Annotated in this window: 27 protein-coding genes; all 27 read right to left on the bottom strand. The window is 58.9% G+C overall.

Translation table 11 applies throughout. The features are described from left to right. Positions 1 to 70 precede the first annotated feature (70 nt). The 27 genes from DV520_RS02915 to DV520_RS02785 all read right to left on the bottom strand — a co-directional run bounded on the left by DV520_RS02915 (position 71) and on the right by DV520_RS02785 (position 23,051). On the bottom strand, positions 71 to 382 hold the full coding sequence (locus DV520_RS02915) for a V-type ATP synthase subunit F (protein WP_117141728.1): 312 nt from the start codon (positions 380 to 382) through the stop codon (positions 71 to 73). Beyond that, the gene (locus DV520_RS02910) at positions 375 to 1,376 is read right to left on the bottom strand and encodes a V-type ATPase subunit (RefSeq protein WP_117141727.1); all 1,002 of its coding nucleotides are present in this window, start codon (positions 1,374 to 1,376) and stop codon (positions 375 to 377) included. Before DV520_RS02910 ends, DV520_RS02915 begins: the two co-directional genes overlap by 8 nt. A gap of 24 nt (positions 1,377 to 1,400) precedes the next feature. Next, positions 1,401 to 2,003: a V-type ATP synthase subunit E gene (locus tag DV520_RS02905; protein WP_165850023.1), complete on the bottom strand. Its 603-nt coding sequence runs from the start codon at positions 2,001 to 2,003 to the stop codon at positions 1,401 to 1,403. 32 nt (positions 2,004 to 2,035) lie between these two features. Beyond that, positions 2,036 to 2,506, bottom strand: a complete 471-nt coding sequence (locus DV520_RS02900) for a V-type ATP synthase subunit K (RefSeq protein ID WP_021920143.1) — start codon at positions 2,504 to 2,506, stop codon at positions 2,036 to 2,038. A gap of 45 nt (positions 2,507 to 2,551) precedes the next feature. Next, positions 2,552 to 3,055: a V-type ATP synthase subunit K gene (locus DV520_RS02895; protein ID WP_021920144.1), complete on the bottom strand. Its 504-nt coding sequence runs from the start codon at positions 3,053 to 3,055 to the stop codon at positions 2,552 to 2,554. After that, the gene (locus DV520_RS02890) at positions 3,052 to 5,022 is read right to left on the bottom strand and encodes a V-type ATP synthase subunit I (RefSeq protein ID WP_133308825.1); all 1,971 of its coding nucleotides are present in this window, start codon (positions 5,020 to 5,022) and stop codon (positions 3,052 to 3,054) included. Before DV520_RS02890 ends, DV520_RS02895 begins: the two co-directional genes overlap by 4 nt. After that, complete coding sequence (locus DV520_RS02885) at positions 5,023 to 5,337, bottom strand: hypothetical protein (RefSeq protein ID WP_117141724.1); 315 nt, start codon at positions 5,335 to 5,337, stop codon at positions 5,023 to 5,025. A 4-nt stretch (positions 5,338 to 5,341) separates the two neighbouring features. Then, positions 5,342 to 5,671 (bottom strand): hypothetical protein, encoded by a 330-nt coding sequence (locus DV520_RS02880; RefSeq protein WP_117141723.1) that lies wholly within the window; start codon positions 5,669 to 5,671, stop codon positions 5,342 to 5,344. Between the two features lie 222 nt (positions 5,672 to 5,893). Further along, entirely contained in the window at positions 5,894 to 6,559 is a 666-nt protein-coding gene (locus DV520_RS02875) for a precorrin-8X methylmutase (protein WP_117141722.1), read from the bottom strand. Continuing rightward, positions 6,556 to 8,040, bottom strand: a complete 1,485-nt coding sequence (locus DV520_RS02870) for a cobyric acid synthase (RefSeq protein WP_117141721.1) — start codon at positions 8,038 to 8,040, stop codon at positions 6,556 to 6,558. The genes DV520_RS02875 and DV520_RS02870 overlap by 4 nt, the downstream gene beginning before the upstream one ends. Then, positions 8,037 to 9,089, bottom strand: a complete 1,053-nt coding sequence (locus DV520_RS02865; RefSeq protein ID WP_117141720.1) for a pyridoxal phosphate-dependent aminotransferase — start codon at positions 9,087 to 9,089, stop codon at positions 8,037 to 8,039. Before DV520_RS02865 ends, DV520_RS02870 begins: the two co-directional genes overlap by 4 nt. After that, positions 9,086 to 10,060: an adenosylcobinamide-phosphate synthase CbiB gene (gene cbiB, locus DV520_RS02860; RefSeq protein WP_117141719.1), complete on the bottom strand. Its 975-nt coding sequence runs from the start codon at positions 10,058 to 10,060 to the stop codon at positions 9,086 to 9,088. The genes DV520_RS02865 and cbiB overlap by 4 nt, the downstream gene beginning before the upstream one ends. 1 nt (position 10,061) lies before the next feature. Continuing rightward, positions 10,062 to 10,655, bottom strand: a complete 594-nt coding sequence (locus tag DV520_RS02855; RefSeq protein ID WP_117141718.1) for a histidine phosphatase family protein — start codon at positions 10,653 to 10,655, stop codon at positions 10,062 to 10,064. After that, positions 10,652 to 10,987 (bottom strand): bifunctional adenosylcobinamide kinase/adenosylcobinamide-phosphate guanylyltransferase, encoded by a 336-nt coding sequence (locus DV520_RS02850; RefSeq protein ID WP_117141717.1) that lies wholly within the window; start codon positions 10,985 to 10,987, stop codon positions 10,652 to 10,654. Before DV520_RS02850 ends, DV520_RS02855 begins: the two co-directional genes overlap by 4 nt. Then, on the bottom strand, positions 10,984 to 11,754 hold the full coding sequence (locus DV520_RS02845) for an adenosylcobinamide-GDP ribazoletransferase (RefSeq protein ID WP_021920153.1): 771 nt from the start codon (positions 11,752 to 11,754) through the stop codon (positions 10,984 to 10,986). The genes DV520_RS02850 and DV520_RS02845 overlap by 4 nt, the downstream gene beginning before the upstream one ends. Beyond that, positions 11,751 to 12,263: a bifunctional adenosylcobinamide kinase/adenosylcobinamide-phosphate guanylyltransferase gene (locus DV520_RS02840; RefSeq protein ID WP_021920154.1), complete on the bottom strand. Its 513-nt coding sequence runs from the start codon at positions 12,261 to 12,263 to the stop codon at positions 11,751 to 11,753. Before DV520_RS02840 ends, DV520_RS02845 begins: the two co-directional genes overlap by 4 nt. 16 nt (positions 12,264 to 12,279) lie before the next feature. Next, entirely contained in the window at positions 12,280 to 13,335 is a 1,056-nt protein-coding gene (cobT, locus tag DV520_RS02835; protein WP_117141716.1) for a nicotinate-nucleotide--dimethylbenzimidazole phosphoribosyltransferase, read from the bottom strand. Then, on the bottom strand, positions 13,332 to 14,684 hold the full coding sequence (locus DV520_RS02830) for a cobyrinic acid a,c-diamide synthase CobB (protein WP_117141715.1): 1,353 nt from the start codon (positions 14,682 to 14,684) through the stop codon (positions 13,332 to 13,334). The genes cobT and DV520_RS02830 overlap by 4 nt, the downstream gene beginning before the upstream one ends. Beyond that, positions 14,681 to 15,871 carry a precorrin-6y C5,15-methyltransferase (decarboxylating) subunit CbiE gene (gene cbiE, locus DV520_RS02825; protein WP_117141714.1) on the bottom strand — a complete coding sequence of 397 codons (1,191 nt, stop codon included), beginning with the start codon at positions 15,869 to 15,871 and terminating at the stop codon, positions 14,681 to 14,683. The genes DV520_RS02830 and cbiE overlap by 4 nt, the downstream gene beginning before the upstream one ends. Further along, a complete protein-coding gene (gene cobK, locus DV520_RS02820; RefSeq protein ID WP_021920158.1) occupies positions 15,856 to 16,605 on the bottom strand; it encodes a precorrin-6A reductase in 750 nt (249 codons plus the stop codon). The genes cbiE and cobK overlap by 16 nt, the downstream gene beginning before the upstream one ends. Next, on the bottom strand, positions 16,605 to 17,342 hold the full coding sequence (gene cobJ / locus DV520_RS02815; protein ID WP_021920159.1) for a precorrin-3B C(17)-methyltransferase: 738 nt from the start codon (positions 17,340 to 17,342) through the stop codon (positions 16,605 to 16,607). The genes cobK and cobJ overlap by 1 nt, the downstream gene beginning before the upstream one ends. A gap of 1 nt (position 17,343) precedes the next feature. Beyond that, positions 17,344 to 18,333, bottom strand: coding sequence for a cobalt-precorrin 5A hydrolase (locus tag DV520_RS02810; RefSeq protein WP_021920160.1), 990 nt, complete (start codon positions 18,331 to 18,333; stop codon positions 17,344 to 17,346). After that, a complete protein-coding gene (gene cobM, locus DV520_RS02805) occupies positions 18,330 to 19,085 on the bottom strand; it encodes a precorrin-4 C(11)-methyltransferase (RefSeq protein ID WP_021920161.1) in 756 nt (251 codons plus the stop codon). The genes DV520_RS02810 and cobM overlap by 4 nt, the downstream gene beginning before the upstream one ends. 4 nt (positions 19,086 to 19,089) lie before the next feature. Beyond that, the gene (gene cobI / locus DV520_RS02800) at positions 19,090 to 19,785 is read right to left on the bottom strand and encodes a precorrin-2 C(20)-methyltransferase (RefSeq protein ID WP_021920162.1); all 696 of its coding nucleotides are present in this window, start codon (positions 19,783 to 19,785) and stop codon (positions 19,090 to 19,092) included. Further along, complete coding sequence (gene cbiD, locus DV520_RS02795) at positions 19,752 to 20,909, bottom strand: cobalt-precorrin-5B (C(1))-methyltransferase CbiD (protein ID WP_117141713.1); 1,158 nt, start codon at positions 20,907 to 20,909, stop codon at positions 19,752 to 19,754. Before cbiD ends, cobI begins: the two co-directional genes overlap by 34 nt. Next, entirely contained in the window at positions 20,899 to 22,020 is a 1,122-nt protein-coding gene (locus DV520_RS02790) for an ABC transporter ATP-binding protein (RefSeq protein WP_117141712.1), read from the bottom strand. The genes cbiD and DV520_RS02790 overlap by 11 nt, the downstream gene beginning before the upstream one ends. Before the next feature lie 14 nt (positions 22,021 to 22,034). Continuing rightward, positions 22,035 to 23,051, bottom strand: coding sequence for a FecCD family ABC transporter permease (locus DV520_RS02785; RefSeq protein WP_117141711.1), 1,017 nt, complete (start codon positions 23,049 to 23,051; stop codon positions 22,035 to 22,037). Positions 23,052 to 23,062: the final 11 nt, after the last annotated feature.

The raw sequence follows: 23,062 nt of genomic DNA, 5'->3' as shown, positions 1-23,062 counted from the left end.
TTCCCTTCTTTCCGTCCATGGACCTTGCCAGCGGCCATCGCTGTACCTCGTCTTTCTTGGCGCAAAAACCTTATGCCAGAATGTCCGCACCCACGGCCCGTTCTACCGTTTCTGTTATCTTTTCCATCCCGATTCCCAGCGACCCTTCTTTTCCGGGAATTAGAATTACTGCGGGTGCCAGCTCTTTTTCGTACTGTGCCAGCAAATCTTTCAACTGCGTGCCCAGCTGTTCTGTCAGGTAAATGATCGCATACGCCTCCTTGGCTGTGGCGTGGATCACCCTTCTGGCCTCTTCCGCTGTTTCAACGGGGAAGACAGACAGCCCAAGGGCCTGAAAGCCCAGCACGCTGTCCCGGTCCCCCACCACCGCGATCTTATACATACGCCTCACGCAGCCTTTCCCGAATAATATCCGGCGCCAAATCCGCCAAACGTCCTGTCAGAATGATGCGGATTGCCAGGATTTCAGCCTCCTTTGCCGCCAAATAGGCAATCACTGGCGCCTCTCCAAACGCAACAAACTGTGCCCGCCGGACCTCATCCAAAACCGCGTCATCACAGTCCTTTTCGAATTGTGTCAAGGAACCGCCACGGGCCGCCATAGCTCCTGATTCCGCAGCCCGTGCCAGGGGGGAGGAAGCATACAATTCCTCCAGCATACTTCCGCCATTGATCCCTGTCAAAAGCCGCTCCACCTCCATGTTCCCTCCCGGGAAAAGGATTCCCTCCAGGAATTCCGTCCCCTGCCCCATACGGAGAACACGGACTGCCGTCCGGAGATTGGCCGCATCTATCATGCGCTGAACATATCCCTGCAAAAACAGAGATCCCGTCTCCTCCGCCAGGACAAGCAGCTCCTGGAAATAGCGCCGATCCAGAACCATATCCCCCAACTGCGGGTCTCGTGTGGCTGAGAGCACTTGGCGGGCCTCGTCTATGGCCTCTCCCAGCTGCGGCGGCAGATTCTGAACCTCTCCCGACCGCAGCGCAGCGACCAGCTGCTTCGACGGAATACGGCCGGCATCCACCAGCAGCCGGTCCTCCTGAATCCCCATTGCTTCGCTCTTTAAGAGCACTTTTACATTGTGATAGTCGTGGGGCAACTGGAATACGGCCAAAATCGCCGGGTCAGGAACCAATTCCGCCAAATCCTGGAACAAACGTTCCCGTTCTCTGTTCAGCATCTCCCCCACCGTTATTGCGCTGACCGTTTCCAGTTCTGGATAACCGCAGTCGGTCAGGATGCGGGCTGCCTCCTCCGGGCTTCCGGCTTCCAGCATTTGCTCCATCTGTCCCCGGTTCAGAAGGCAGCCCTCCAGAGCACGGACGCGGGTAGTTAAAAACAAATAGTCCGTATCATGTATTTTTCTTGTCACAAGGCGCCCTCCTTCATCCGTCGTTCACACCTGCTCTCCTCGGGGAAAGAGAATCTCTGCCACTTGGGCACTGAGCGATTCCCTCCGTCGCTGCAGAAGCATGGAAAAGGTACAATTGATATCGACCCGGCCCCGCCGCAGGAGCAGACCGCCTGCGATTCCTTCCTCCGCCGGCCCCAAGGTCAGGTGTCCCTCCCCAATCAGCTGGTTGGCCTGGTCCACCACGTCCTGTCCGTAAGCCCGCCGGGATGCTGGGGGCAGAATCACTTCCTCCTCCCCTGTTTCCGCATAGACTGCCGCCAACCGGGCCAGCAGAGGTACCATTTTCTCCCGTGGCAGGGCACACAGACGGGCCAAAGCTTTCTCAAACGCCGCTTCTATTACATCCTGCTTGGCTGCCAGAACTCGTTTCCGCGCCTCCAGCCGTGCCATGCTGTGCAGTTGGGCACGGTGCGCGTCCACCTCTCTCTGCCCATGCGCCAAAATACGTTCCACCGCCTCCCGCGCCTGGGTCTCATACTCCGCCAGAATTTGGTCCGCCCGTTCCTGCGCCTGAGACAGCTGGGCCTCAATCTCTGCCTGGGCATCCTGGGCAATGCGGTCTGTAACTTTTTCAATCCCGTGCATCCCCATGCTCTCCTTTCTGCCAGAATGGATAATTATAAGCTATTGAGCATCAGGAAGGATGCCAGCAGGCACAAAATGGCATAGAACTCCACCATGATGGCCATGATAATCGCCTTGGACAGCTCCTCTGACCGCTTGGACACCAGGGCCACGCCGGCCGCTGCACACTTTCCCTGTGCAATGGCGGACAGCAAGCCACCGATGGCCATGGGCAGACAGGCCGCCAAAAACATCAGTCCTTCACTTCCAGTCAATACCCGCAGCTCCCCGGAAAAAAAGCCCAGCTTCATTAAGGCAAAAAACCAGGCCACCAGTCCATACAGACCCTGGGTTCCAGGGATGATCTGCAAAATCAGAATCTGAGAGAACTTTCCCGGGTCGTTGGCCAGCACACCGGCCCCCACTTCTCCTACACTGCCCACCCCGCGGGCAGACCCCGAGCAGGCCAAGCCCACTGCCAGGGCCGCGCCGACAAACGCCAATGCAATTCCAATTGTCTCCATGAATGATTCCTCCTGTTCCTGTCAGAAGAGGCACAGACTCTCTCCTCAAAATTGAAAGTGGTTGAGCATTAAAAACGATGCCAGCAGGGCCAGAATCGCGTAAAACTCCATCATAATGGCCAGAATAACCGACCGGCTCAGATCATTGGGCTTCTTGGCAATGAGAGAGAGTCCCCCAGCACAAATCCTGCCCTGAACAATGCCGAAAATTAGGCCGCCAAGGGCCACCGGCAAGCAGGCACCGAAAAACTCCAGTCCCTGAAACGGCGTCAGATGCGCCAGTTCTCCCGAAAAAAATCCCAGCTTGGTCAATGCGAAAAACCAGATGACCAGGCCATAAAGTCCCTGGGTGCCCGGCAGAATCTGCATGACCAGCACCCGAGAAAACTTCCCTGGGTCCACAGACAATAGACCAGCCCCTGCCCGGCCCACAGTTCCCACTCCAGTGGCAGAACCAGCGCAGGGCAGCCCCACTGCCAAGGCCGCGCCCAGCAGAGCAAGCGCAGTCCCTTCCAAGGGCACAGTCTGGAAGAACCCGTGGATACTCATTCCACCACCTCCCCGCTGTCTGTGGTCACGTCCACATATTTGGTCTGATATTTCAGGGGATTAAAGGGAACACCGCCCTCCTTATAAAACTTACTGAAAAACTCCAGATACTGCAGGCGGGCCGCATGAACATAGGTCCCAATGATGTTGATGCCCATGTTAAAGAGATTTCCCACCAAAAAAATCACCAGAAACACCAGGATACCCACGGGCTTGGGTAGGCCCTCTCCAGGCAGGGTGGCTAAAATATTAAACACCTGGGAAATCACTGAGGTGGCCAGCATCAGGGCCATCAAACGGCAGTAGGAGAGGATATCCCCCAGCCAGCTTGTGATATCATACCAACTGGCCAGACCGCCAAGCAGTTTCCGTACAATACCCTTCTTATGTCGTCCCTGAGTAAACAACAGTGCCAGAAATCCCACCAGAACCACCACAGCGCTCCCCTGTAAAGCAGCCAGAGCAATCCCCGCAAACACAATCCACCAAGGGACCACATCCAAAATGCCATCCAGAAGGCGTCCATCCCGGGCCTCCATGTAAATATGGACACACTGTCCAAACAGCATGTGAAGCACCCCCAACCCCAGGGCGATCACCATAATGGTCATCGGATCCTGCAGAGGGTTGATCAGCGCCGGCAAGGTAATGACGTGTTCCGGAAAGAACGCCGTGGTAAACTGATATACTGCGTCTCCAAAGAAACCACCTGTCAGCACCCCGAACACGGCAGTGGAGATTCCCAAGTACTGTCCCAACTGAAACATGTTTCCCACCGTCCCCTTGGGACGATACTTTTTGGTGATCCCCAGGGAGACTGCCCAGAGAACCAGGCCATAGGCCAGGTCTGCAAACATCATGCCGAAAAACACCACAAAGAATCCAAAGATCAGCGGATTCGGATCAATTCCTCCCCGGTAAGCCGGCAGGGAGTACATCTCTGTCACCATGTTGATACAGGAAAGCCACTTTTGATTTTTCAGCAGCGTAGGGGGAATCTCCTCGGGATCAGGTTCCCTCCATTCATAGGCACAGAGAATGTCGCTCAATTCTTCTTCCAGCCGGGACAGCCCCGTCTGGGCAACCCACCCCTCCAAAAAAATCATTGTGCCATCGGTGAGAATTTTTTCCCGCGCCTGCTCCTTCTGGAGTTCCTGCTGGAGGCGGTCCTGACAAAGTTCCAGTTTTTTCCTCTGGCTTTGGCAAGCGGAAATGGACTGGATCACGTCCTCCCGTTCCCGTTGATTTTGAAGCAGTTCCTCTTCCACCCGACGGATGTTCTCCGCCGGTGTCCCTGTACGGGCCTTCCAGTGAGAAATCCCATATCCATGGGCCCGCAGGCACTGCGTTGCCCGCTCCAGCGCCTCCTTATGGCAGATCAGCAGGAGATACCGCTGATGCTTATCCTGGGAAATCTCCTGGAGATGGGCTCGCTCCGCAGTTTTCTCCAGTTGTGCGGTCAGTTCGGACAGATTCACCGCCAGAGGGCAAGTTCCCAGCTGAAATACCGATGTGGCCGTTTCCTGAAGTTCAAGAGGAAGGTCCAGCGGGGCCCACGGCATCAAACTGGTTTTCAAGTTCTTCAGATTGGTCTCCTGGGTCTGGAGCTTTGCCAGCTGCCGGTTCCAGGCATTGATCTTTTCCGCCAGCGCCAAGGCCTCTTCCATCGTTTCCTGCCGGAAAAAATCCTGTTCCCGGATGGCCTCCCGTTGAATGAACAGTCCTGACCGAACTGCTGCGTATCGGTTTACATTCTCCAAGGCGGTCCGAACCGTAGTGGCTTGACTTTTCACCGTCAGAAGCGCTGTGGAATCCCGACGCAGCAAGCTGCCCCATTCCGGCATGCTTTGCGGTTCTTCCGGTTCTGTCACCTCCACACAGCCAGCACGCTGCAGCCGGGCCAAGAGATGGTCCCGCTCTGAAGTCAATGAGAGCAGCCGCAGCCGCTTCATTTTTACAATTGACACTTAGAACTCCACCACCCTTCTCACGATCCACTCTGCGGCTTGGTCCAAATGACGCTCTCCTTCTGCCTTGATTTCCTCATACAGGCGCGCAGCCTCCTCCTGCCGCTCTGCTGTTTCTTTTGCATTCTTTTCTTCCTCTTCCGTCATCATTTTCTTTACTTTTATCTCCGCCGCTCGACAAGCACTCTCTAAGCGCTCCGCCCCTGCCTTTTCCGCCGCCGTGATTCGGCGCCTGGCCTCTCGTTCCCCTTCTTCCCGTTGCTGTGAAGCCTGTTTCTCCACTTCCATGACTCGTTTCACCGCATCCAGAGACATCCGATCACCCCCTTTCTCTCTCCCTTTCGTATGTTAAGAAAACTTTCTGTGAAATTATGAACAATCTACCATAGGTCTTTCTCAATTGCAAGAAAGAAATCCAAAACTTGCTTTTTACCTTTGTGCAAGTTTTTTCCTGTCCATTTTCGAGCCATCCCCCCTTTCCTTTCTCTTTATACGCTTCTCTTCTCCTTTCACTTTTTCTTATGAATCCAATTTTCTTCTCCCTGATTCTTTCCTCCACATGATCATCTTCCTCCCTTCTGTTCTTTCCCCCCTCCTCTTCCCATAAGATATTCTTATCATATTTTTTCCCTGCTCCCCCTTCGGCCAATCTCCTCTCTATCCTTGATTCCTACCCGTTTGCTTTCCAATTCTCCAAAAGCACAGTGCTTTCTTCGCATCTTCCACGATAAAATCGTCAAAACGCCGGGTAAATTTTGGACTTCTCCTCTCGCTTTACTGTATAAAATGTTCCAAAATCATCCCAAAAAGCCCCCAGAATTCCTTGAACAAGAGAAATTCTGAGGGCTTTCTTTTTCTGTTTTTTTCCTTTTCACTGCCAGCCACGTTCGGCAGGGTCCAGCATATCCCCGGCCAGATAGAGCAAGGCATTGCAAATAGCCGCTGCCACATTGCTGCCACCTTTCCGTCCCATGGCCAAAATTGCCGGCACTTCAAACCGCCGGCACAGCGCAAGCACCTGCTCCTTGGCCTCCTCCACATTCACAAATCCCACAGGCACCCCGATCAGCATCGCCGGAAACTGTCCTCGCTCCATCTGTCGGGCAATGGCAAACAGCGCCGTGGGCGCATTCCCGATCGCCAGGACTGCCCCGGGACACACCTGTGCCGCTTGTTCCATGGCGGCTGCCGCTCGCGTGGTTCCCTGCGCCTCGGCCCGTTGGGCTACCGCAGGGTCGGCCATGAAACACATCACATGAGACCCCAATTTCTCCAACCCAGGCCGACTGATGCCCGCCTTTGCCATATTGGTGTCTGTCACAATGGGCGTTCCCTTTCGAAGGGCCGCAACCCCCAGCGAAACTGCATTTTTTGTAAAAACAAGATTTTCTGCATATTCAAAATCTGCCGTGGTGTGGATCACCCGCTTTACCACGGCCTCCTGATCCGGCGGGACCTGCATCCCCCTCTGCCGCAGTTCCTCTGCGATGATCGCCATGCTGGTCCGCTCAATGTCAGCTGGTCTACTGTGCTTCATCGTTCTCCCCTCCCGTTCTGTCCCATTGCCTCATAAATAGCCGGCAGGTCTATGTGCTGCCGGACGATACAGGCCAACTGATTTAACTGCTCTTCCTGATGCGCCCGATGACTTTGCAGACCTCCGGTCTCTCCCGCAAGTCCTTTCCGAGACAGGAGCCACTGGGCCAGACGTTCCGTCAGCTCTCCCGTGTCAAACAGCCCATGAAGATAGGTCCCAAATACATTTCCCTGGACGGCTCCTTCTGGTTTTCCTCCGTCCAGGCGGCAAAATGGCGCACCGTGGACCGTGGTTTCTCCCATGTGAATCTCATACCCTGCCAAATTTCCCCCTGCCAGCATCGGCGCTACCACCTTCGCCCGGGTTCTTCGCCTGATCTTCCGCCGGAGAAACACCGTGTCACAGGGCAGCAGGCCCATTCCTGCCAGCATACCGCCTTCTTCCACCCCATCCGGATCGGACAGACTGCGTCCCAGCATCTGGTACCCGCCGCAGATGCCCAGCAGCGGGGTTCCCTGGGCTGCCAGTTTTTTGATCTCGGCTTCCAGTCCGTTCTGGCGCAGCCACAGAAGGTCCCCCATGGTGTTCTTGGTGCCAGGCAGCAGGACCCCGTCCGGACGTCCCAGTTCCTCCACTCGGCTGACATACCGAACGCCCAATGCCTCATGTCGCTCCAGCGGCGCAAAATCTGTAAAATTAGACAGCCGCGGCAGGCGAATCACTGCAAGGTCCACTGGTTTATGGTGGGAAGTCCGTGTCAAACAGGGCGCCAGGGAGTCCTCTTCATCCAGATCCAGCGGCACATAGGGGATCACCCCCAGTACCGGGACCTTGGTTTTCTCCTCCAGCATTTTCAGCCCTGGTTGGAGCAGCGCCACATCCCCCCGAAACTTATTGATGACGCAGCCCACCACTCGGTCCTGCTCATCTGGCTCCAGCAGCGCCAGGGTTCCATAGAGCTGGGCAAACACCCCGCCCCGATCAATGTCCCCCACCAGCAGGACAGGTGCGTCCACCAGCCGGGCCAGCCCCATGTTAACAATGTCATCCGCTTTCAAATTGATCTCCGCCGGACTCCCCGCCCCCTCAATGACAAGAATGTCATTCTCCTGGCACAGGCTGTGGTAAGACGCCAGAATCTCCGGAATCAGTTCTCGTTTCTTGCGGAAATATTCCGACGCCTGGTAGTCCCCCCGGACCTCCCCTTTGACAATCAGCTGACTGCCCACGTCGCTGGACGGTTTTAGGAGAATCGGGTTCATCCGTACATCAGGTTCCCGGCCCGCCGCCCAGGCCTGAAGCACCTGTGCCCGTCCCATCTCCAGCCCGTTCTCGGTGATATAGCTGTTAAGGGCCATATTCTGACTCTTAAACGGCGCCACCCGATATCCATCCTGCCAAAAGATCCGGCAAAGGGCCGCTGTGAGCAGGCTCTTTCCCACGCCTGACATGGTCCCTTGAATCATCAATCGTTTGGTCATCCCACACACTCCTCCATGGCCTGGATCAGCCGTCGGCACGCCTCTTCCTCTCGAACCGCCACCCGGAACCAGCCAGGCCCCAGGCCGGAGTAGGTCTCACAGTTTCGGATCAAAATCCCCCGCTGGGCCAAGTCCTGATCCAACGACGAATTCCGATGGAAAAACAGCAGATAATTGGCCTGCCCCGGCACCACATCACAGCCCAGCTGGGTCAGCGCCAACCGAAGTGCCTCCCGTCGCCGCCGGGTCCACGCCCGCAGCTGGTCTCCATACACCGTCTCCTCCAGGGCCGCCATCCCCGCCGCCTGGGCCAGGTGGGACACCGGCCAGGGCTGCCCCGCCAAACGCATCTGCTCCAATAACGTCTCCTCCTGGCACAGACAGTACCCCAGCCGAACCCCAGCCAGCCCATAAAATTTGGTAAAGGCCCGGAGAATCAAAAGGTGATGTCCCGTCAGGTTGGAAACCATGGAATGGGACCGGTCCAGGAGAAATTCCTCAAAGCATTCATCCACCACAAGAAGGACGCCACAGGCATCACACCGCTCCAGGATCTTCTCCAGCAAAGCCCGGTCTGTTGTCTGTCCAGCGGGGTTGCTGGGCTCACAGAGAAATAAAATATCCAATGCAGGCGTAATGCGCTCCAAAATCCGCGCTGTCATCCGAAAATCCTCTGCCCGTTGCAGGGGAAACTCCTCCACTTGACAGCCCACCCGCCTCAGCGCTTGGCCATACTCGGAAAACGCCGGCGCAGTTACCATCCCCCGCTTAGGGCGAAGCGCCAGCACCAGGCGGTCGATCAAGTCGGAGGCCCCATTCCCACAGAGAATCTGGGCGGAAGAGACGTCATGGTGCCTGCCCAGACACGCCCGAAGCTGCCGGCACAAGGGGTCTGGATACCGATTTACCTCCTCCACCGCCTGGTACAGAGCGCGCTTCACGCCCGCAGGAATCCCCATAGGGCTTACATTGGCGGAAAAGTCCAGGGGCATCCCATGGTATTGTATCTGGTAGGCGGCCCAGTCCCCGCCATGCTCTCCCCTTCTCATCCAATCCCTCCTCCCAAGACAAGGGCGCAGCGCAGCCCGATCAGAACGCCAAGGCAAAGGACGCTGCCCCCATAGAGCAGCCGGTTACTGCGCAGAATATCCTCTGGTACAATCGGGCGCTGATGCTCTCCAATGGTCGGTTTTTCCACCCGTATCCCAAAATACCAAGCTGGTCCGGCCAGCTGAACCCCCAGCGCTCCGGCCATCGCCGCCTCTGTTTGCGCTGCGTTGGGGCTGGCGTGGTTGCGCCGGTCCCGGCGCCAGATCCGCCAGGCACCTCTCCCATCCTCCCCCAAGAGCCAAGCCGCCGCCACCAGCAGCAACGCCGACAGACGGGCGGGAAGCCAGTTGGCTCCATCGTCCAGCCGGGCCGCCCAGCGGCCAAAGTAGAGATACCGTTCATTCCGGTACCCCACCATACTGTCCATGGTATTGATGGCCTTATAGCAGAGGGCCAAGGGAGCGCCGCCCAAGAAAAAGTAAAACAAAGGCGCCGCCACTCCATCGGAAAAGTTTTCCGCCACGGTCTCCACCGCCGCCCGGGTGACCCCCGCCCGGTCCAGCCGCTGGGTGTCCCGTCCCACGATGCGGGCCACCGCCTGCTGGGCCTGCTCCAGAGTTCCCTCCCGCAGCGCCCGATAAACCCGGCTACTTTCCTTCCCCAGTCCCCGTACAGCCAGCGCCTGCCACCCCCAGAAAACCTCCAAAAAGAAGCGAAGCCCAGGATGAATCTGCCCAGCAAGCCACAATACAGAAAAGGTAAGTGCCAAAGTCCCTGCCGGCAGCAAGATCGCAAGCAGAGCACCTGCGGCCCATTCTCCCCGCGTCGTCTTGGGAAAAATCCGCCGCAGCCGCTCTTCCAGGCCGGAAATTGCCCGGCCCATCCATACCACAGGATGGGGAATCCAGCCTGGGTCCCCCAGCAGGAGGTCCAGGCAGAAGCTGAGTGCCCCAGCCACCACAAGTTCCATGTCATCCCCCTTTTGTATAGTCCCGCTTTCCCAGCAAGCGCAGTTGGCGGTGTTCTAACCATCCTTCGGCCTCCAGTACATAGCCTTGCCCGCAGGGCAGACCCCAGGAAAAATAGGGCCGGGATGGGATGGCAAACGCCTCCATCACCGCCATCTGGGTTCCCCCGTGGACCACAAGAACAAGCTGCTCTTCCTCAGAGGCCACCGCCCAATCCAGCAGTCGGGCGAAGGCCCGGCAGACACGGCGGGAAAACGCAGGCAGACTCTCTCCGCCTGGACATTGTCCCCGGCACATGCCCTCCACCCAGGCACGGTAGGACGGGTCCTCCTCCATCTCCGCCGCACTTCGTCCCTCGAACCGTCCAAAGTTCATTTCCCCTAAGTCCTCCACCACCACCAGCCGCGCTTGGGGAAACAGACGTTCCGCCGTCTGCCTCGTTCGCTGCAAAGCGGTGATGTAGACTTTCTCCGGCGAGAACGACGCGGGAGACAGCGCCTGTCTTCCCTGTTCAGACAGTGGTACATCGGTCTGTCCTTGATACCGTCCCGTCCCCTGCCACAGGGTTTCCCCATGGCGGATCAGCTCCACTCTCATGGAAGTTCCCCCTTCAGCGCCTGAGGCAAACCACAGAAAACACGGATCACCCGGTCCGCCCGCTGGGCCAAGAGGCAGGCCAAGCGCCCCGCGGCCTCTCTGTTCTGTCGCTGCACCGGGTCCACGGGAACCACGCCGCCCCCGACCTCCGTGGCGATGACCACCTCATATTGGGCCAGGTTTTTCGCCAGTTTCTCCAGGTCTTCCTCCTGGCCCGCCAGGTTCTGCACCTCCCAGATTCCCCGCCGGGCCAAGTCCTCCTCTGACCAGCCCAAAGCCTTGCAAATGTATTCTCTCTTTCCCGCAAACAACGGGCCCGTTACAAAAATCACAGAAGATGCGCCCCCCATTCCACAATCCATACGGCCGCCAGCATCCAAAGCTCCACCCGCTGCAAAAACCAGCCGGCCAAATCCCCGGACAACCCGCCAAAGTATTTCCTGGACCTTCGCCAGTAATCCCAAAATACCAGCAGTGCCGCCAGCACCATGGCTCCGCCGGCCAAACTTTTCCAGCATACGATTCCCCCCAGGCCCACGCCGGCCAGCAGCAAAATCCAAGCCACCCGCTTCCGGTCTGCGGCGGTGGCAAAGGTATAAGCCAGGCCCGAATGCTTTGCCAGCGGGAACCTCGCCACCGCCCAGCCGGACAGGCACCGGCTGAGACAAAAGCTCAGGCAGAGCTCCTTTCCCACCGGGGCGGCCAGCGTGGTCCACAGAGCAAACGAGAGCAAAAAATACCCGCACAGACGAATGACCCCAAAGGCGCCGATATGGGGGTCTTTCAGAATTTCCTGCCGCCGCGCCGGTGTGCCATGGCTGGCCAGGGCATCCACCGTGTCACAATAGCCGTCCAAATGGATACCCCCTGTCACCGCCGCAGGGAGCAGACAGAGCACGGCCCCTCGCAGAAGGTCCGGCACGCCCCCCCACTGACAGAGCTCCCCCCACAGCCAGCACAATCCACCGATCACCCCTCCCACCAGAGGGAAGGCACACAGCGCATACCGCATATTCCGTTTTTCCCAGGAAATCTGGGGCATGGGAAGCGCGGAGAACATGGAAAATGCCACCGCCACGGTTTCCAGAATTCCCCTCATCCTTCCGTCCCCTTCCAAACACAGGGCAAACCACAGACCAATTCCACCACCCGGTCCGCACGGCGGGCCAGGGTCCGATTGGCCCACGCCAGGTCCCTTAAATAGGATAAGGTATCCCCCTGGTACGCCTCCCCGCTGGAAAACACTTCATTGGTCACCACTGTGACGTGCCTGCACTGCCGCAGCAAATGCGCTACCCCTGCCACAGCCTGGGCCACGCCGCCGCCCTGTCTCCCATATCGCTCATTGGCCACCAGATTTCCCAGACACTCCAGCAGCACATTGCTATCCGGGGGAACAGTAAGCTGGGAGAGATTCCGATAGCATTCCACTGTGGTAAACCGTTTGTGCGCCCGGGCTGCCTGGTGGCGGGCAATCCGCGCCCGGCACTCCTCATCCCAGGGCTCCATGGTGGCAATGTACAGCCGACGGCCTGGGAGGGTCTCCACATGGGCCTCCGCATATTCACTTTTTCCGCTGGCAGCACCGCCAATGACAAGGGTAAACATGCTCGTCCTCTCCTTCTTACTGCGGCGTATAGGCTTCAATGCCCAGCTGCGCAAAGGTATGACCGCTTTGATAGACCGCCAGGGCAAGGTCCAACAGCGGCAAGGCCGCCACCGCACCGGTTCCCTCTCCCAGCCGCATCTCCGCTTGGATCATCCCCCGCAGGCCCAGTGCCTGCAAAACCCACTGTGCCCCGGGTTCCGCCGATACATGTCCCGCCAGCAGGGCATCCGCCGCCTGGGGACGGAGTCGGACGGCACAGAGGGCCGCCACATCGGCAATCAGCCCATCCAGCAGCACGGGCAGGCGCACATAAGCCCCGCCCAGGCACAGACCGCATAGGCCAGCCAAATCCAGCCCGCCTACGGTTTGCAACACTGAAATCGGGTCCCCCGGGTCAGGGGCATTGCGGCAGATGGCCTGCCGGATCGCCCGCACTTTGCGCCGGAAGCCCTCCTCAGACAGTCCCGAGCCCCGTCCGGCCAGCTGGCCCGGGTCCCTTCCCAGCAAAACACTGGCCACGGCACAGGAGGTGGTGGTGTTTCCAATCCCCATCTCCCCGGTTAGGAGGATGGACGCCCCTGTCTCTTTGGCCTCCTGGGCCAATGAAATCCCAGTCTCTATTGCCTGGATGCATTGCGCCCGGGTCATTGCAGGGCCCTGAGAAATGTCTCCCGTCCCATTGCGGACTCGACAGTTTTTCACCCCTGGCGCACCCAAAAAGTCCAGTACCCCCAAATCCACCGGCACCACCTGACAGTTTACCTTCTGGGCCATATAGTTGACGGTACTGCTCTGGTTTCCCAGCGCGGCGGTCACCGCCCGCGTCACGGACGCATCAGACTGGCTGACCCCCTGGCTGACCACTCCATTGTCCGCGCACAGCACCACCAGTGCCCGATTCTTCAAACAGACCTCCGCTGTCCCGGTCAGCGCCGCAATCCGGACAATGGCCTCTTCCAAAATGCCCAAGCTCCCCAAGGGCTTGGCCAGACTGTCCCAGCGCCGGAGCGCCTGCGCTCTTGCCGTTTCCTCTCCTGCCTGGATTTTCTCCAAGGTCTCCTTCCAAGTCATCTCTGTTTCCTTTCCCGATAGGCCGCTGCCGCTGACACAAAGCGTTCCGCCAAAGGAAGCCCTCCCCCAAAATGGAGATGGGGAAAGGCCGCATAAAGGGTGTCTGTGGCATATCCGCACCGCCAGTGCTTTCCCGATGGTTTTTGGGCCAAAAGCGCCGTTCCAGTTTGGGTGCTGTCCCAATGGTGAAATTCATGGGCTGGAATCTCCTCCCCCGCGCGAAACAGCAAGCTGTCCCGCTCCGCTTGGAGGGTGAGATACCCAAACCGCCGCAGCTGACGGGTAGGATAGCCCATACCGGGCAGCACCTCCACCATGGGCCAAGGAACCTCCTGCTCCGTCTGCAGCTGCTCCTGCAAATACAAAAATCCTCCGCATTCCGCCACCGTGGGCATGCCATCCCGAAGGGCAACCCGGATGGCACTGCGGATTCCCGCCTGTCGGAACAACGCTTGGGCATATACTTCAGGATAGCCGCCGCCCAGATAGAGGCCATCCACCTCTGGGAGCGCGTCCGCCTGCAAGGGGCTGAAAAAAACCAACTCCGCCCCGGCGTCCCGAAGGGCATCCAGGTTATCCGCATAGTAAAAACAAAAGGCCACATCCCACGCCACGCCGATGGCACAGCAACTCCTTGGTCGGAACCGTCTTGGGCGGTCTTGAACGGCTGTTTTCTCTGTTTCCTCCGCCAACGCCCATAAGGCGTCCAGATTCACTGTCTTTTCCAACTGCTCCGCCACTTTGCGGAACCGCTGATTCAGGTCTGCGATCTCCCCTGGCGTCAGCAGGCCAAGATGACGGCTGCCAATGTTTGCCTCCTCCATGGGAGGGAGGTAACCTAAAACTGGCAGTCCGGTCTCTTCTTCCAAAATAGGCGCCAAGTGGGCGTAAAGAGAGGGCCGACAGGCGGTAAGAACCAACCCACGAATCTGAGAATCCGCCCGGAAGGTCAAAAGTCCCTTGACCTGAGCGGCCAAAGTCAGGCTGCTTCCCCCCGGCCGGATGGCCAAAACCACCGGCAGACTGGCTGTCCGCGCCACCTGCCAGGCACTGGCCCGGTCTGTGCCGTTCACACCGTCATAGAATCCCATGGCGCCCTCCACCACAACATAGTCCCCTTTTTGTTTCAACAGGGTCCGCCGCACCCCATCTTCCCCCTGAAGAAAGAGATCTAAATTACGGCTGGGTACGCCAAGAACCTTTTCATGAAACATGGGATCAATGTAGTCCGGCCCACATTTCAGCGCCTGGGCAGCGTGTCCCCGGGCCGTTAGAGCCGCCAGTAAGCCGCAGGTCAGTACGGTTTTCCCGCTTCCGCTGGCCATAGCGGAAATCATCAGCCGTTTCATACAGGCTCTCCCGTAATTAAAAAAACCGGATTCTGTGCCAGAAGCAGATGCAGCTGCCCCACTGACTTGCCCCGGCTGACGGAGATCTGTGTGACGTCTGCTCGGTACCCAAGTCCTTCCAAGCATCTCACTGCCTCCTGTAATGTCTCTAAGGCGATAGCGGATACGCAGATTCTGGCCTTTGGATTCCGGCGGACAACCAGCGTCAAAATTTCTTGCAGCCGCCGGCCGCTGCCCCCCACAAAAACGGCGTCCGGCGCGGGCAGTGTCTCACAGGCCTCCGGCGCGGTTCCCTCCTGCAAATGGAGATTCCACGCAGAAAACTTGGCTCGGTTTTTCCGAATCAGCTCACAGGCCTCCGCCTGCCGCTCCACTGCCCAGACAGACCGGCCCTGGAGGGCCAGCTCCACGCTGACACTGCCGGTGCCCGCCCCCACATCCCAGCAGATATCTTGGGGCGTCACCGCCAGTTTCGTCAGGATAGCGGACCGGATCTCCTGCTTGGTCATAGGCACCTTTCCCCGCAGAAACGCCTCATCGGGAAGCCCCGGCGTCCGGCGTGGCGGGCGGGGGGCCGCCTCGGCCAATAGGACGCTCAGGGACGAAAAGGTTCTCTCCGCCATGTTCTCCGCCGTGCCATGAGAAATGCGTTCCCCTTCCCCGGAGAGGTCCTCCCCCACTGTCACCTGCAAGCCCCCCAGTCCAGCTTCCGTTAACTGCCGGCATAGTTCCGCCGGGGTCAAGCTACCGCCAGTGAGGAAAAATGCGGGCTTCCCATGGCATACCTCCGCCACCGGGTCCACCGCTACTCCATGGGCAGAACAGAGGCGCCAGTCCTGCCAACTGCGTTTCAGCCTGGCCGAAAAAACTTGCAGGCTGGAGATCCCCGGCAGCACCGTCGTCGTAAACCCCGCCGCCGCCAGCACAGGCAGCAGGCGCTTCGCCCCGGAGTAAAAGCCTGTGTCACCACTCAGTATCACACAGCTCTCTGCCCAGCCGGCATGGATCAGATGGTCCCGAATTTCTTCCGGTTGCACCGCCGCAACCCGTTGCGCACCGCTGGGCGGAAGTGCCTCCAGCAGCCGGCGTGACCCGAAAATCCCTTCCGCCCGGGACAGGGCTCGCTGTGCCGCCGCCGTTATGGTCTCCATGTCGCCGCATCCCAGTCCAATTAACGTAACGTGCATGGCATCTCTCCCCCTTCCAACGACTTCAGCAGTTCCTCCATAGAACTGCCACTGTCCCCTGGACGACGGATCAAAATCACCGGAACCCCGCGCTCTTGGGCCGCCGCGTACTTTTCCTCATATCCCCCCACCGCTCCGCCATCCTTGGTGACCAGCCAGCGAATCTGATACTGCGCCAGCATGGCCGCGTTCATTTCCTGGGAAAACGGCCCTTGCAAGGCCAGGATATTTCGGTGAGGAATGCCCAACGCTTCACAGGCCGACAGGCTGGCATGGGTGGGGAGCACCCGTGGGAACAGCCGGTCAGGCTCCAGCGCAGCAAAAGCTCCCAGTTCTTTGGCCCCAGTGGTCAGGAGCACATTGCCCCGCTGTTTTTGCAAGAACGATGCTGCCTGGGCACAGCTGTCCACCACCATACAGCCCTCCTGCCCACTCTCTTTCCGAAGCAGACGCCGCAGCGGAACGCCCGCCGCAGCGCAGGCGGCCTGGAGCTGCTTTGTCACCTTCACCGCATAGGGATGGGTGGCGTCTACGCACAAATCATACGATGGAAGTAGTTTTGCCATGGCCTCCAGGTCCATTCGCCCGGTCAAAACTGGTCCGCAAAACTGCCCTTGCAGTATCTCAGCGCCCAATTCCGTGGCCACGCTGACGGTCACCTGGTGTCCCATTCCCACCAGCCGTTCCGCTAACAGGCGGCCTTCCGTGGTGCCACCAAAGAGAAGAATTTTCATCACTTATTCTCATACCCCCGCGGCGTGACCATCCAGCGCCCTATCCTTTGGGTGGTACTGGAGCCAATAAATACGGTAGTAAACATATCCACCTCGGTCTCTTTTAACGCCTGCAAGGAGAGAATTCGGACTTCACTCCCCTCTCTTCCCACATTGCGGACCCATCCGCACACCGTCTCTGGGTGCTTCCGCTCCAACAGGATTTCACAGGCCCGCCGCAGATGCCCTCTCCGCCTCTTGGAGCCGGGGTTGTACAAAACGATAACGCTGTCCCCCTCTGCCGCGCACACCAGCCGCTTGGCAATCTGGTCCCAAGGTGTAAGCAGATCTGACAGTGAGATCACACAAAAGTCGTGCATCAGCGGAGCCCCCAGCATAGCGGCGCCGGACAGCGCCGCAGTGACACCGGGCACCACTGTGATCTCCACCTCTTCCCCGCCCTCGGTCAGCTGGAGCAGAGGGCCAGCCATGCCATATACACCAGCATCCCCGCTGCACAGCATAGCCACAGATTTGCCCTCTCGCGCGGTTTCCAGCGCCCAGCGGCAGCGCGCCAGTTCCTGGGTCATCGGTGTGGTATAGGTCTCCTTTTCCGGAAACCACCCTCTCACCAGGTCCACGTATCCTGTGTAGCCGCATAAAACATCCGCATCCGCCAGGGCCGCATAGGCCTGCTGGGTCATCTGCTCCCTTCCACCAGGCCCCAAGCCCACCAAGTAAATCCGTTTTCTTTCCATGTTACCACCGCCATTCTGGTTGAAAGGGGATCTGTGCCACCGCCAAGGTCACTCCATCCCCCTTGCATTTTCTCTGGAGCAGTGGGCCGCCCCCACTGCCCAAAACCGCACTGCGCTCACAGACGTTGTCGATCCCTGTCACCTGACGGACAAATTCTGATGGAGTAAAGTCCCCTGTGACCTGTGCCAGCTCCTCGGGGGAGTAGGTAAGGAAAGGCAGCTTTCTTTCTGCACAAAAAGCCAGCAGGCCCGGCTCCTCCTTCTTCAAATCGATGGAGCAGACCCGGGCAATAGCCTGCGGCACGAAGTGTAACCGCTCCATTGTCTGGGCCACCGCCGCCGCCAGGGTCTCTTTGCCGACACCGCTTCGGCAGCCCACACCCAGCACCAAGATTTTCGGCACCAGATGAAGGGCTGGGTCCTTCCCAGGAGAAAGGGTCACCTCCACATCACAATCCCCCGCTTCCCCAAGAAGCACCCCTTCCGGCTGCAGCCCGGACACCGCCCACGGGCAGCGCATCCAGATGGTCTCCCCCTCCAGCAGTTTTCCGGATACTCCTTTGATTCGTTCCGGCTCCATCACATGGCAGTTCTGCTCTTTCGCCCAACTGTCCACGGCGAACAGCCCCCGCCCATCTGTGGCCGTGGTAATCACAGGGCTTCCCCCTCCCGCTGCCGCGATTCGGTGAGCCAGCCCATTGGCCCCGCCCAAGTGGCCGCTGAGCAGGGGGATCACAAACCGTCCTCCCTCATCCACCACCACCACAGCGGGGTCTGTGGTTTTGCTTTGCACATAGGGGGCAATGGCCCGAACGGCAATTCCCACAGCGCCTACAAATACCAGGCCCTCGTATCGGGAAAACGCCTCTCTGATCCAGTCACGCAAAGGGCAGTCTACCCCGCAGCGGGTTGCCGTGCCCCCCAAAACCTGGGCCAGCCGCTGGGCCAGGGCATAGCCCTGGGCGGAAAACGCCGCAAATCCCAGCCTCATTCGGATGCCCTCCGAAACTCCGTGGAGAAATCCGGCGCATACAACCGGCTTCGGGTATAGTCTCCCGACAAAAAATCCCCCACCAGCACCAACGCTGTTTTGGAGATGCCATGGTCACGTCCCGCCTGAGCCAGTTCCCCCAAGGGGCAGCGTACCACCTTTTCCTCTGGCCAGGTCGCTTTATACACCAGCGCCGCAGGGGTCTGCTGGGTATAGGCCCCCTGGAGCAGTGCTTCCTGTAACCCATCCAGCAAAGAGGCCGACAGGAAAATCACCATGGTCGCCCCATGCTCGGCCAAAGAGGCAATATTCTCCCGCTCCGGGACTGGGGTTCGGCCCGCCATCCGGGTGATGATCACAGTCTGACTGATGCCCGGCAGGGTATACTCCCCCTCTACCGCGGCAGCTGCCCCACAGAAACTGGACACACCAGGTGTCAGCGTGTAAGGAATCCCCCGTTTTTTCAGCGCATCCATCTGTTCTTGGATCGCCCCATAGAGGCAGGGGTCCCCCGTATGCAGACGCACCGTTTGTTTCTGTTCCCTCTCCGCCTGTTCCATGGTGGAAAGCACTTGCTCCAAGGTCATCTCCGCGCTGTTAAAGATACGGCACTGCGCAGAACACAGACCCAGCAGCACCGGATTGACCAAGCTGCCGGCATAAATGACCACATCCGCCTTCTTCAGCCGCTCCGCCCCCCGCAGGGTAATCAAATCGGGTGCTCCTGGCCCCGCGCCTACAAAATGAACCATGCTTTCACTCCTTCACAAGAATGGTAGTATAATACCCCGCCCCCTCTGGAAGGGCCCGCAAATCGGTGCAGACCATCTCCTGGTCCAGACCGCAGTTTGCCACCAGGACAGCCTGCTCCAACTGCCCGGTTTCTGCCAGCTTTTCCACCAAGTCCTTCAGGTTTCGCCCGGATTTCATCAGCACCTTGGTGCCGGGTAGTGTCAATCCCTCCCACTGTGCCTGCTGAGAGGCCGGAAGAATATGCAGAGGCTCCTCCATGGTGGTCAAACTGACACCCAGCCGAGCCGCCACAGCGGAAAAGCTGGCCACCCCTGGGATCATCTCCGTCTCATAGCCCTCCTCCCGGAGCAGTTCCATCAAATAGCAATATGTGGAGTAGATCGACACATCCCCCAGCACCACCATGGCCACATCCTGACCTCTGTCAAGAACCTGCCGGACCATCGCCGCTGCCCGACGCCAAGCCGCCTGACGCACAGACAGATCCCGCGCCATGGAAAACGGCAGAGACAGGATTTCTTTGCCCGTCAGATCCACCGCCCTCCGGGCAATAGACAGAGCCAGCTGCTCCCCCCGGGCTGTTTGAGCCGCTCCAATCACTGGGCAGGCCTCCAGCACCCGGCATGCCTTCCTGGTCAGCAGTTCAGGGTCACCCGGGCCCACGCTTACTCCGAAAAAAATTCCTCTTCCTGCTCCCATTGCTTCAACACCTCCTGGGTTCCCGGGGTCCTGCCCAACTCCCCAAACACATGGGAGAACAGGATTACCCCGACACGATAAGCACCGCCTACCCGGCGGGAGACATGGGCCTCTATGGCGTCCATCAGGCGGGCCATCACCGCTTCCCGCAGGCCTGCCTGTTCCAAAATCTCCAGACAGGCATCGGTGGTGGCCCCCTCCAGCAGCGCCTGACAGGTGCTTTGACCCGCCCCGCACACAGCCGCATGGGCGCAAAACAACTCTGTCCGGCAGTCACCCCAGCGGCTGTGGGTGTTCATAATCCCGCCGGCCAGCTTCACCAATTTTCCCACATGGCCTACCAGCAGTACACGCTTAAATCCCTCTGCCGCTGCCCCATCCAGAGCCTCTCCCACAAAATTAGAGCATCGAATCACAGGAATCCTTCCGCCTCCCCATCCGCACTGGCGAAGAAAATCCTGCCCATAGTTTCCCGGGGTCAGAATCACCCCCCGATGCCCCTGGGCCGCAGTCTGGCGGAGCTCAATTTGAAGGGTATCTATCATCGCTTGGATACTCATGGGCTCCACAATTCCGGAGGTTCCTAAAATGGAGATGCCTCCTTCAATTCCCAAGCGGGGATTGAAGGTTCTCTGGGCAATCTGTTCTCCCGCAGGTACCGAGATGGTCACTTGGAGCCCTCCCTCATATCCCGTCTGACGGCAGAGGGACGCCACCTGCTCCCGGATCATCTGCCGGGGAACCCGGTTGATGGCCGCGGACCCCACCGGCTGGTCCAACCCCGGCCTGGTCACACGCCCCACACCAGGCCCCCCCTCAATGGAAATGCCCGGCTGAACAGAGGGTGACACCGCAGCCTGGACCAAGGCGCCTGTGGTCTGATCCACATCGTCTCCGCCGTCCTTCCGCACCCCACAGACCGCGCTTGGTCCCTCCATACGGCAGTCTTCCAGGGGAACTTCCACCAAAAGTCCCTTGGGGGTACGCAGAGAAACCGACGCCGGCCACCGGCCGGTGAGCAGTCTCTGGGCTGCCCCCGAGGCCGCCAAGGCCGCACAGGTCCCGGTGGTGAATCCGCAGCGGAGCTTCTTTCCATTGGAATAGATATAGTGTTCAAAGGCCATGGGGTACCTCCGTCCAATCCACCAGTTTTCCCCTTTCCCGCGCCGCCTGTTTCAGCCAACGGTTTGGTTCATTCATGGTGCCAAAGGTCTCACAGCAGCAAAAGACCCGCTCGCAGCGTTCCAACCACGCCATGGCCTGTTGATACTGTGCCGCCCCAATGGGCTCAAAGGCCTTCTGGGCAATCACCTCCACCGCCAAAGCCCGGGCTGCGGGAAACTCTACATCATTCTCATGGAGAACACCGGCGACGAAAGGGACCCCCTCCCGCTGCAGCCGGCGATATGTCCCAATCCCCTCCCCATTGCCTCCAATGACAAAGGCTTTGACCGCGCCTTGAACCCGGGGCAGTTCCAGGCTTCCATAGCCAGGTTCATAGCTCCCCTGGGTCAGCTCATACAGTGTGGTAATGTAATCAGAAGTAAACACCGCTTCCGGCGGCCCACACCGCTCAATGGCATTGTTGTGGACACACACCACAAGGTCGGAAACACGCTGGGCCAGATCCAGTTCGTGAAGGGATAAGACCACCGCCAGCTGACGCTGACGAACCAGTTCCTTCAAAGTACTCAAAATCTCCAGCTTGTATCGGATATCCAAAAAAGAGGTCGGTTCATCCAGCACCAGAATCTCAGGCTCCTGGCACAGTGCCCGGGCAAGCAGGACCCGCTGCCGCTGCCCATCGCTGATGGCAGTAAAGGCCTGATCCGCCAGCGCAGACCCGTGGACCAGGGCCAATGCCTCATCGACTTTCTCCCAATCCCGCTGGGTCAGCAGCCCCAGTTTTCCGGTGTAGGGATACCGTCCCGCCGCCGCGACCTCCCGGCAGGTCATGAGCTCTGGCTGAAGGCGGTCTGTCATTAGGACGGACATCTTCTGCGCCACCGCCTGGGGGGACAGTTCTTCCAGAGAGACCTGCTCCAGCCGCACCACACCGCCTAAAGGCCGCAGCTGCCGGACGATGCTCTTGAGAATGGTGGATTTGCCAGACCCATTGGGGCCGATCAGCGTCATGATCTCCCCCCGCCGAAGGCAGAGATTGATCTTCTCAATGAGGGGTTTGCCATGGTAGCCCACCGTCATCTGTTCTGTCTGAAGATAATACGCGTTCATCTGTCTCTCCCCACTTACATGGCTTTGCTCTGCCGGCGGACCATCATATAGATGACAATGGGCGCGCCAAACAGGGCGGTCACAGAACTGATGCTCATCTCCACCGGCGCAAAAACCGTTCTGGCGACCAAGTCGCAGAACAGGCAGAACACCGCACCGCCCAGAAAGCACCCGGGAATCACCAAAATGGGTTTCGAGGTCCCCATCAGTGTTCGAACCAAGTGGGGCACCGCGATGCCCACAAAGGAGATGGGGCCGGCAAAAGCCGTGACACAGGCGGACAGAACACTGGACAAAAGGATCAGCTCCACGCGAAACCGGCGGATGGAAACCCCCACACTCTGGGCATAGCTCTCCCCCAGCTGATACGCGCCCATTGGCTTGGACAGACAAAAGGCCCAGAGGACCGCCAGGCCCACCGTCCCCGCAATGACCCCCAAATTGCTCCACGTGATTCCAGAAAAACTGCCCACCGACCAGTTGTGAAGGTTCACGATGTTGGCGTCTTCGGCAAAGGTCACCGCGAAATCGGTCACGGCGGAGCAAATGTAACCCACCATAATTCCGCAAATCACCAGCACAGACATCCGCCGGATCTTTTGGGAAACCAACAGCACAAACCCCATGGACAGCATGGCCCCCACAAAGGCTGACCCAATCAGCACAAAGGAATTGGATAGAATCCCCCGCTGGAGGAGAAAAATCATAGTCAGTGCCACGGTCAGTTTGGCCCCGGAGGAAATCCCCAGCACAAAGGGGCTGGCAATGGGATTGGCGAAAAATGTCTGCAGTAAAAAGCCGGAAATCGACAGTGCGCCGCCCAGAAGCGCCGCCCCCAAAATCCGCGGCAGACGGATATCCCAAACGATCCGGCTGGCCGTCTCATCTCCCCCTTGTCCGAAGAGGATCGCCAGCACCTGCGAGGCCGTCATGGGAAAACTGCCTGCGTTCAGGTTCCAGATCAGAAGCCCTCCCAACAGCACCAGCAGCACTGCAAATGCAATCCCATATCGTCTCGTCTCCCGCTTCATGTGTGCCGTCC

Source organism: Evtepia gabavorous (assembly GCF_003425665.1).
In the GTDB taxonomy this organism is placed as follows: domain Bacteria; phylum Bacillota; class Clostridia; order Oscillospirales; family Oscillospiraceae; genus Evtepia; species Evtepia gabavorous.
The sequence above is the reverse complement of the archived record's forward strand: the minus strand, read 5'-3'. Positions and strand labels throughout refer to the sequence as shown.

Bases quoted from the DNA above. Each gene is read 5' to 3' on its own strand.
- DV520_RS02915 (WP_117141728.1), bottom strand. From the start codon at position 382: ATGTATAAGATCGCGGTGGTGGGGGACCGGGACAGCGTGCTGGGCTTT.
- DV520_RS02905 (WP_165850023.1), bottom strand. From the start codon at position 2,003: ATGCACGGGATTGAAAAAGTTACAGACCGCATTGCCCAGGATGCCCAG.
- DV520_RS02900 (WP_021920143.1), bottom strand. From the start codon at position 2,506: ATGGAGACAATTGGAATTGCATTGGCGTTTGTCGGCGCGGCCCTGGCA.
- DV520_RS02895 (WP_021920144.1), bottom strand. From the start codon at position 3,055: ATGAGTATCCACGGGTTCTTCCAGACTGTGCCCTTGGAAGGGACTGCG.
- DV520_RS02885 (WP_117141724.1), bottom strand. From the start codon at position 5,337: ATGTCTCTGGATGCGGTGAAACGAGTCATGGAAGTGGAGAAACAGGCT.
- DV520_RS02875 (WP_117141722.1), bottom strand. From the start codon at position 6,559: ATGAAGCACAGTAGACCAGCTGACATTGAGCGGACCAGCATGGCGATC.
- DV520_RS02870 (WP_117141721.1), bottom strand. From the start codon at position 8,040: ATGACCAAACGATTGATGATTCAAGGGACCATGTCAGGCGTGGGAAAG.
- DV520_RS02865 (WP_117141720.1), bottom strand. From the start codon at position 9,089: ATGAGAAGGGGAGAGCATGGCGGGGACTGGGCCGCCTACCAGATACAA.
- cbiB (WP_117141719.1), bottom strand. From the start codon at position 10,060: ATGGAACTTGTGGTGGCTGGGGCACTCAGCTTCTGCCTGGACCTCCTG.
- DV520_RS02855 (WP_117141718.1), bottom strand. From the start codon at position 10,655: ATGAGAGTGGAGCTGATCCGCCATGGGGAAACCCTGTGGCAGGGGACG.
- DV520_RS02845 (WP_021920153.1), bottom strand. From the start codon at position 11,754: ATGAGGGGAATTCTGGAAACCGTGGCGGTGGCATTTTCCATGTTCTCC.
- DV520_RS02840 (WP_021920154.1), bottom strand. From the start codon at position 12,263: ATGTTTACCCTTGTCATTGGCGGTGCTGCCAGCGGAAAAAGTGAATAT.
- cobT (WP_117141716.1), bottom strand. From the start codon at position 13,335: ATGACTTGGAAGGAGACCTTGGAGAAAATCCAGGCAGGAGAGGAAACG.
- DV520_RS02830 (WP_117141715.1), bottom strand. From the start codon at position 14,684: ATGAAACGGCTGATGATTTCCGCTATGGCCAGCGGAAGCGGGAAAACC.
- cbiE (WP_117141714.1), bottom strand. From the start codon at position 15,871: ATGCACGTTACGTTAATTGGACTGGGATGCGGCGACATGGAGACCATA.
- cobK (WP_021920158.1), bottom strand. From the start codon at position 16,605: ATGAAAATTCTTCTCTTTGGTGGCACCACGGAAGGCCGCCTGTTAGCG.
- cobJ (WP_021920159.1), bottom strand. From the start codon at position 17,342: ATGGAAAGAAAACGGATTTACTTGGTGGGCTTGGGGCCTGGTGGAAGG.
- DV520_RS02810 (WP_021920160.1), bottom strand. From the start codon at position 18,333: ATGAGGCTGGGATTTGCGGCGTTTTCCGCCCAGGGCTATGCCCTGGCC.
- cobM (WP_021920161.1), bottom strand. From the start codon at position 19,085: ATGGTTCATTTTGTAGGCGCGGGGCCAGGAGCACCCGATTTGATTACC.
- cobI (WP_021920162.1), bottom strand. From the start codon at position 19,785: ATGGGAGCAGGAAGAGGAATTTTTTTCGGAGTAAGCGTGGGCCCGGGT.
- cbiD (WP_117141713.1), bottom strand. From the start codon at position 20,909: ATGGCCTTTGAACACTATATCTATTCCAATGGAAAGAAGCTCCGCTGC.
- DV520_RS02790 (WP_117141712.1), bottom strand. From the start codon at position 22,020: ATGAACGCGTATTATCTTCAGACAGAACAGATGACGGTGGGCTACCAT.
- DV520_RS02785 (WP_117141711.1), bottom strand. From the start codon at position 23,051: ATGAAGCGGGAGACGAGACGATATGGGATTGCATTTGCAGTGCTGCTG.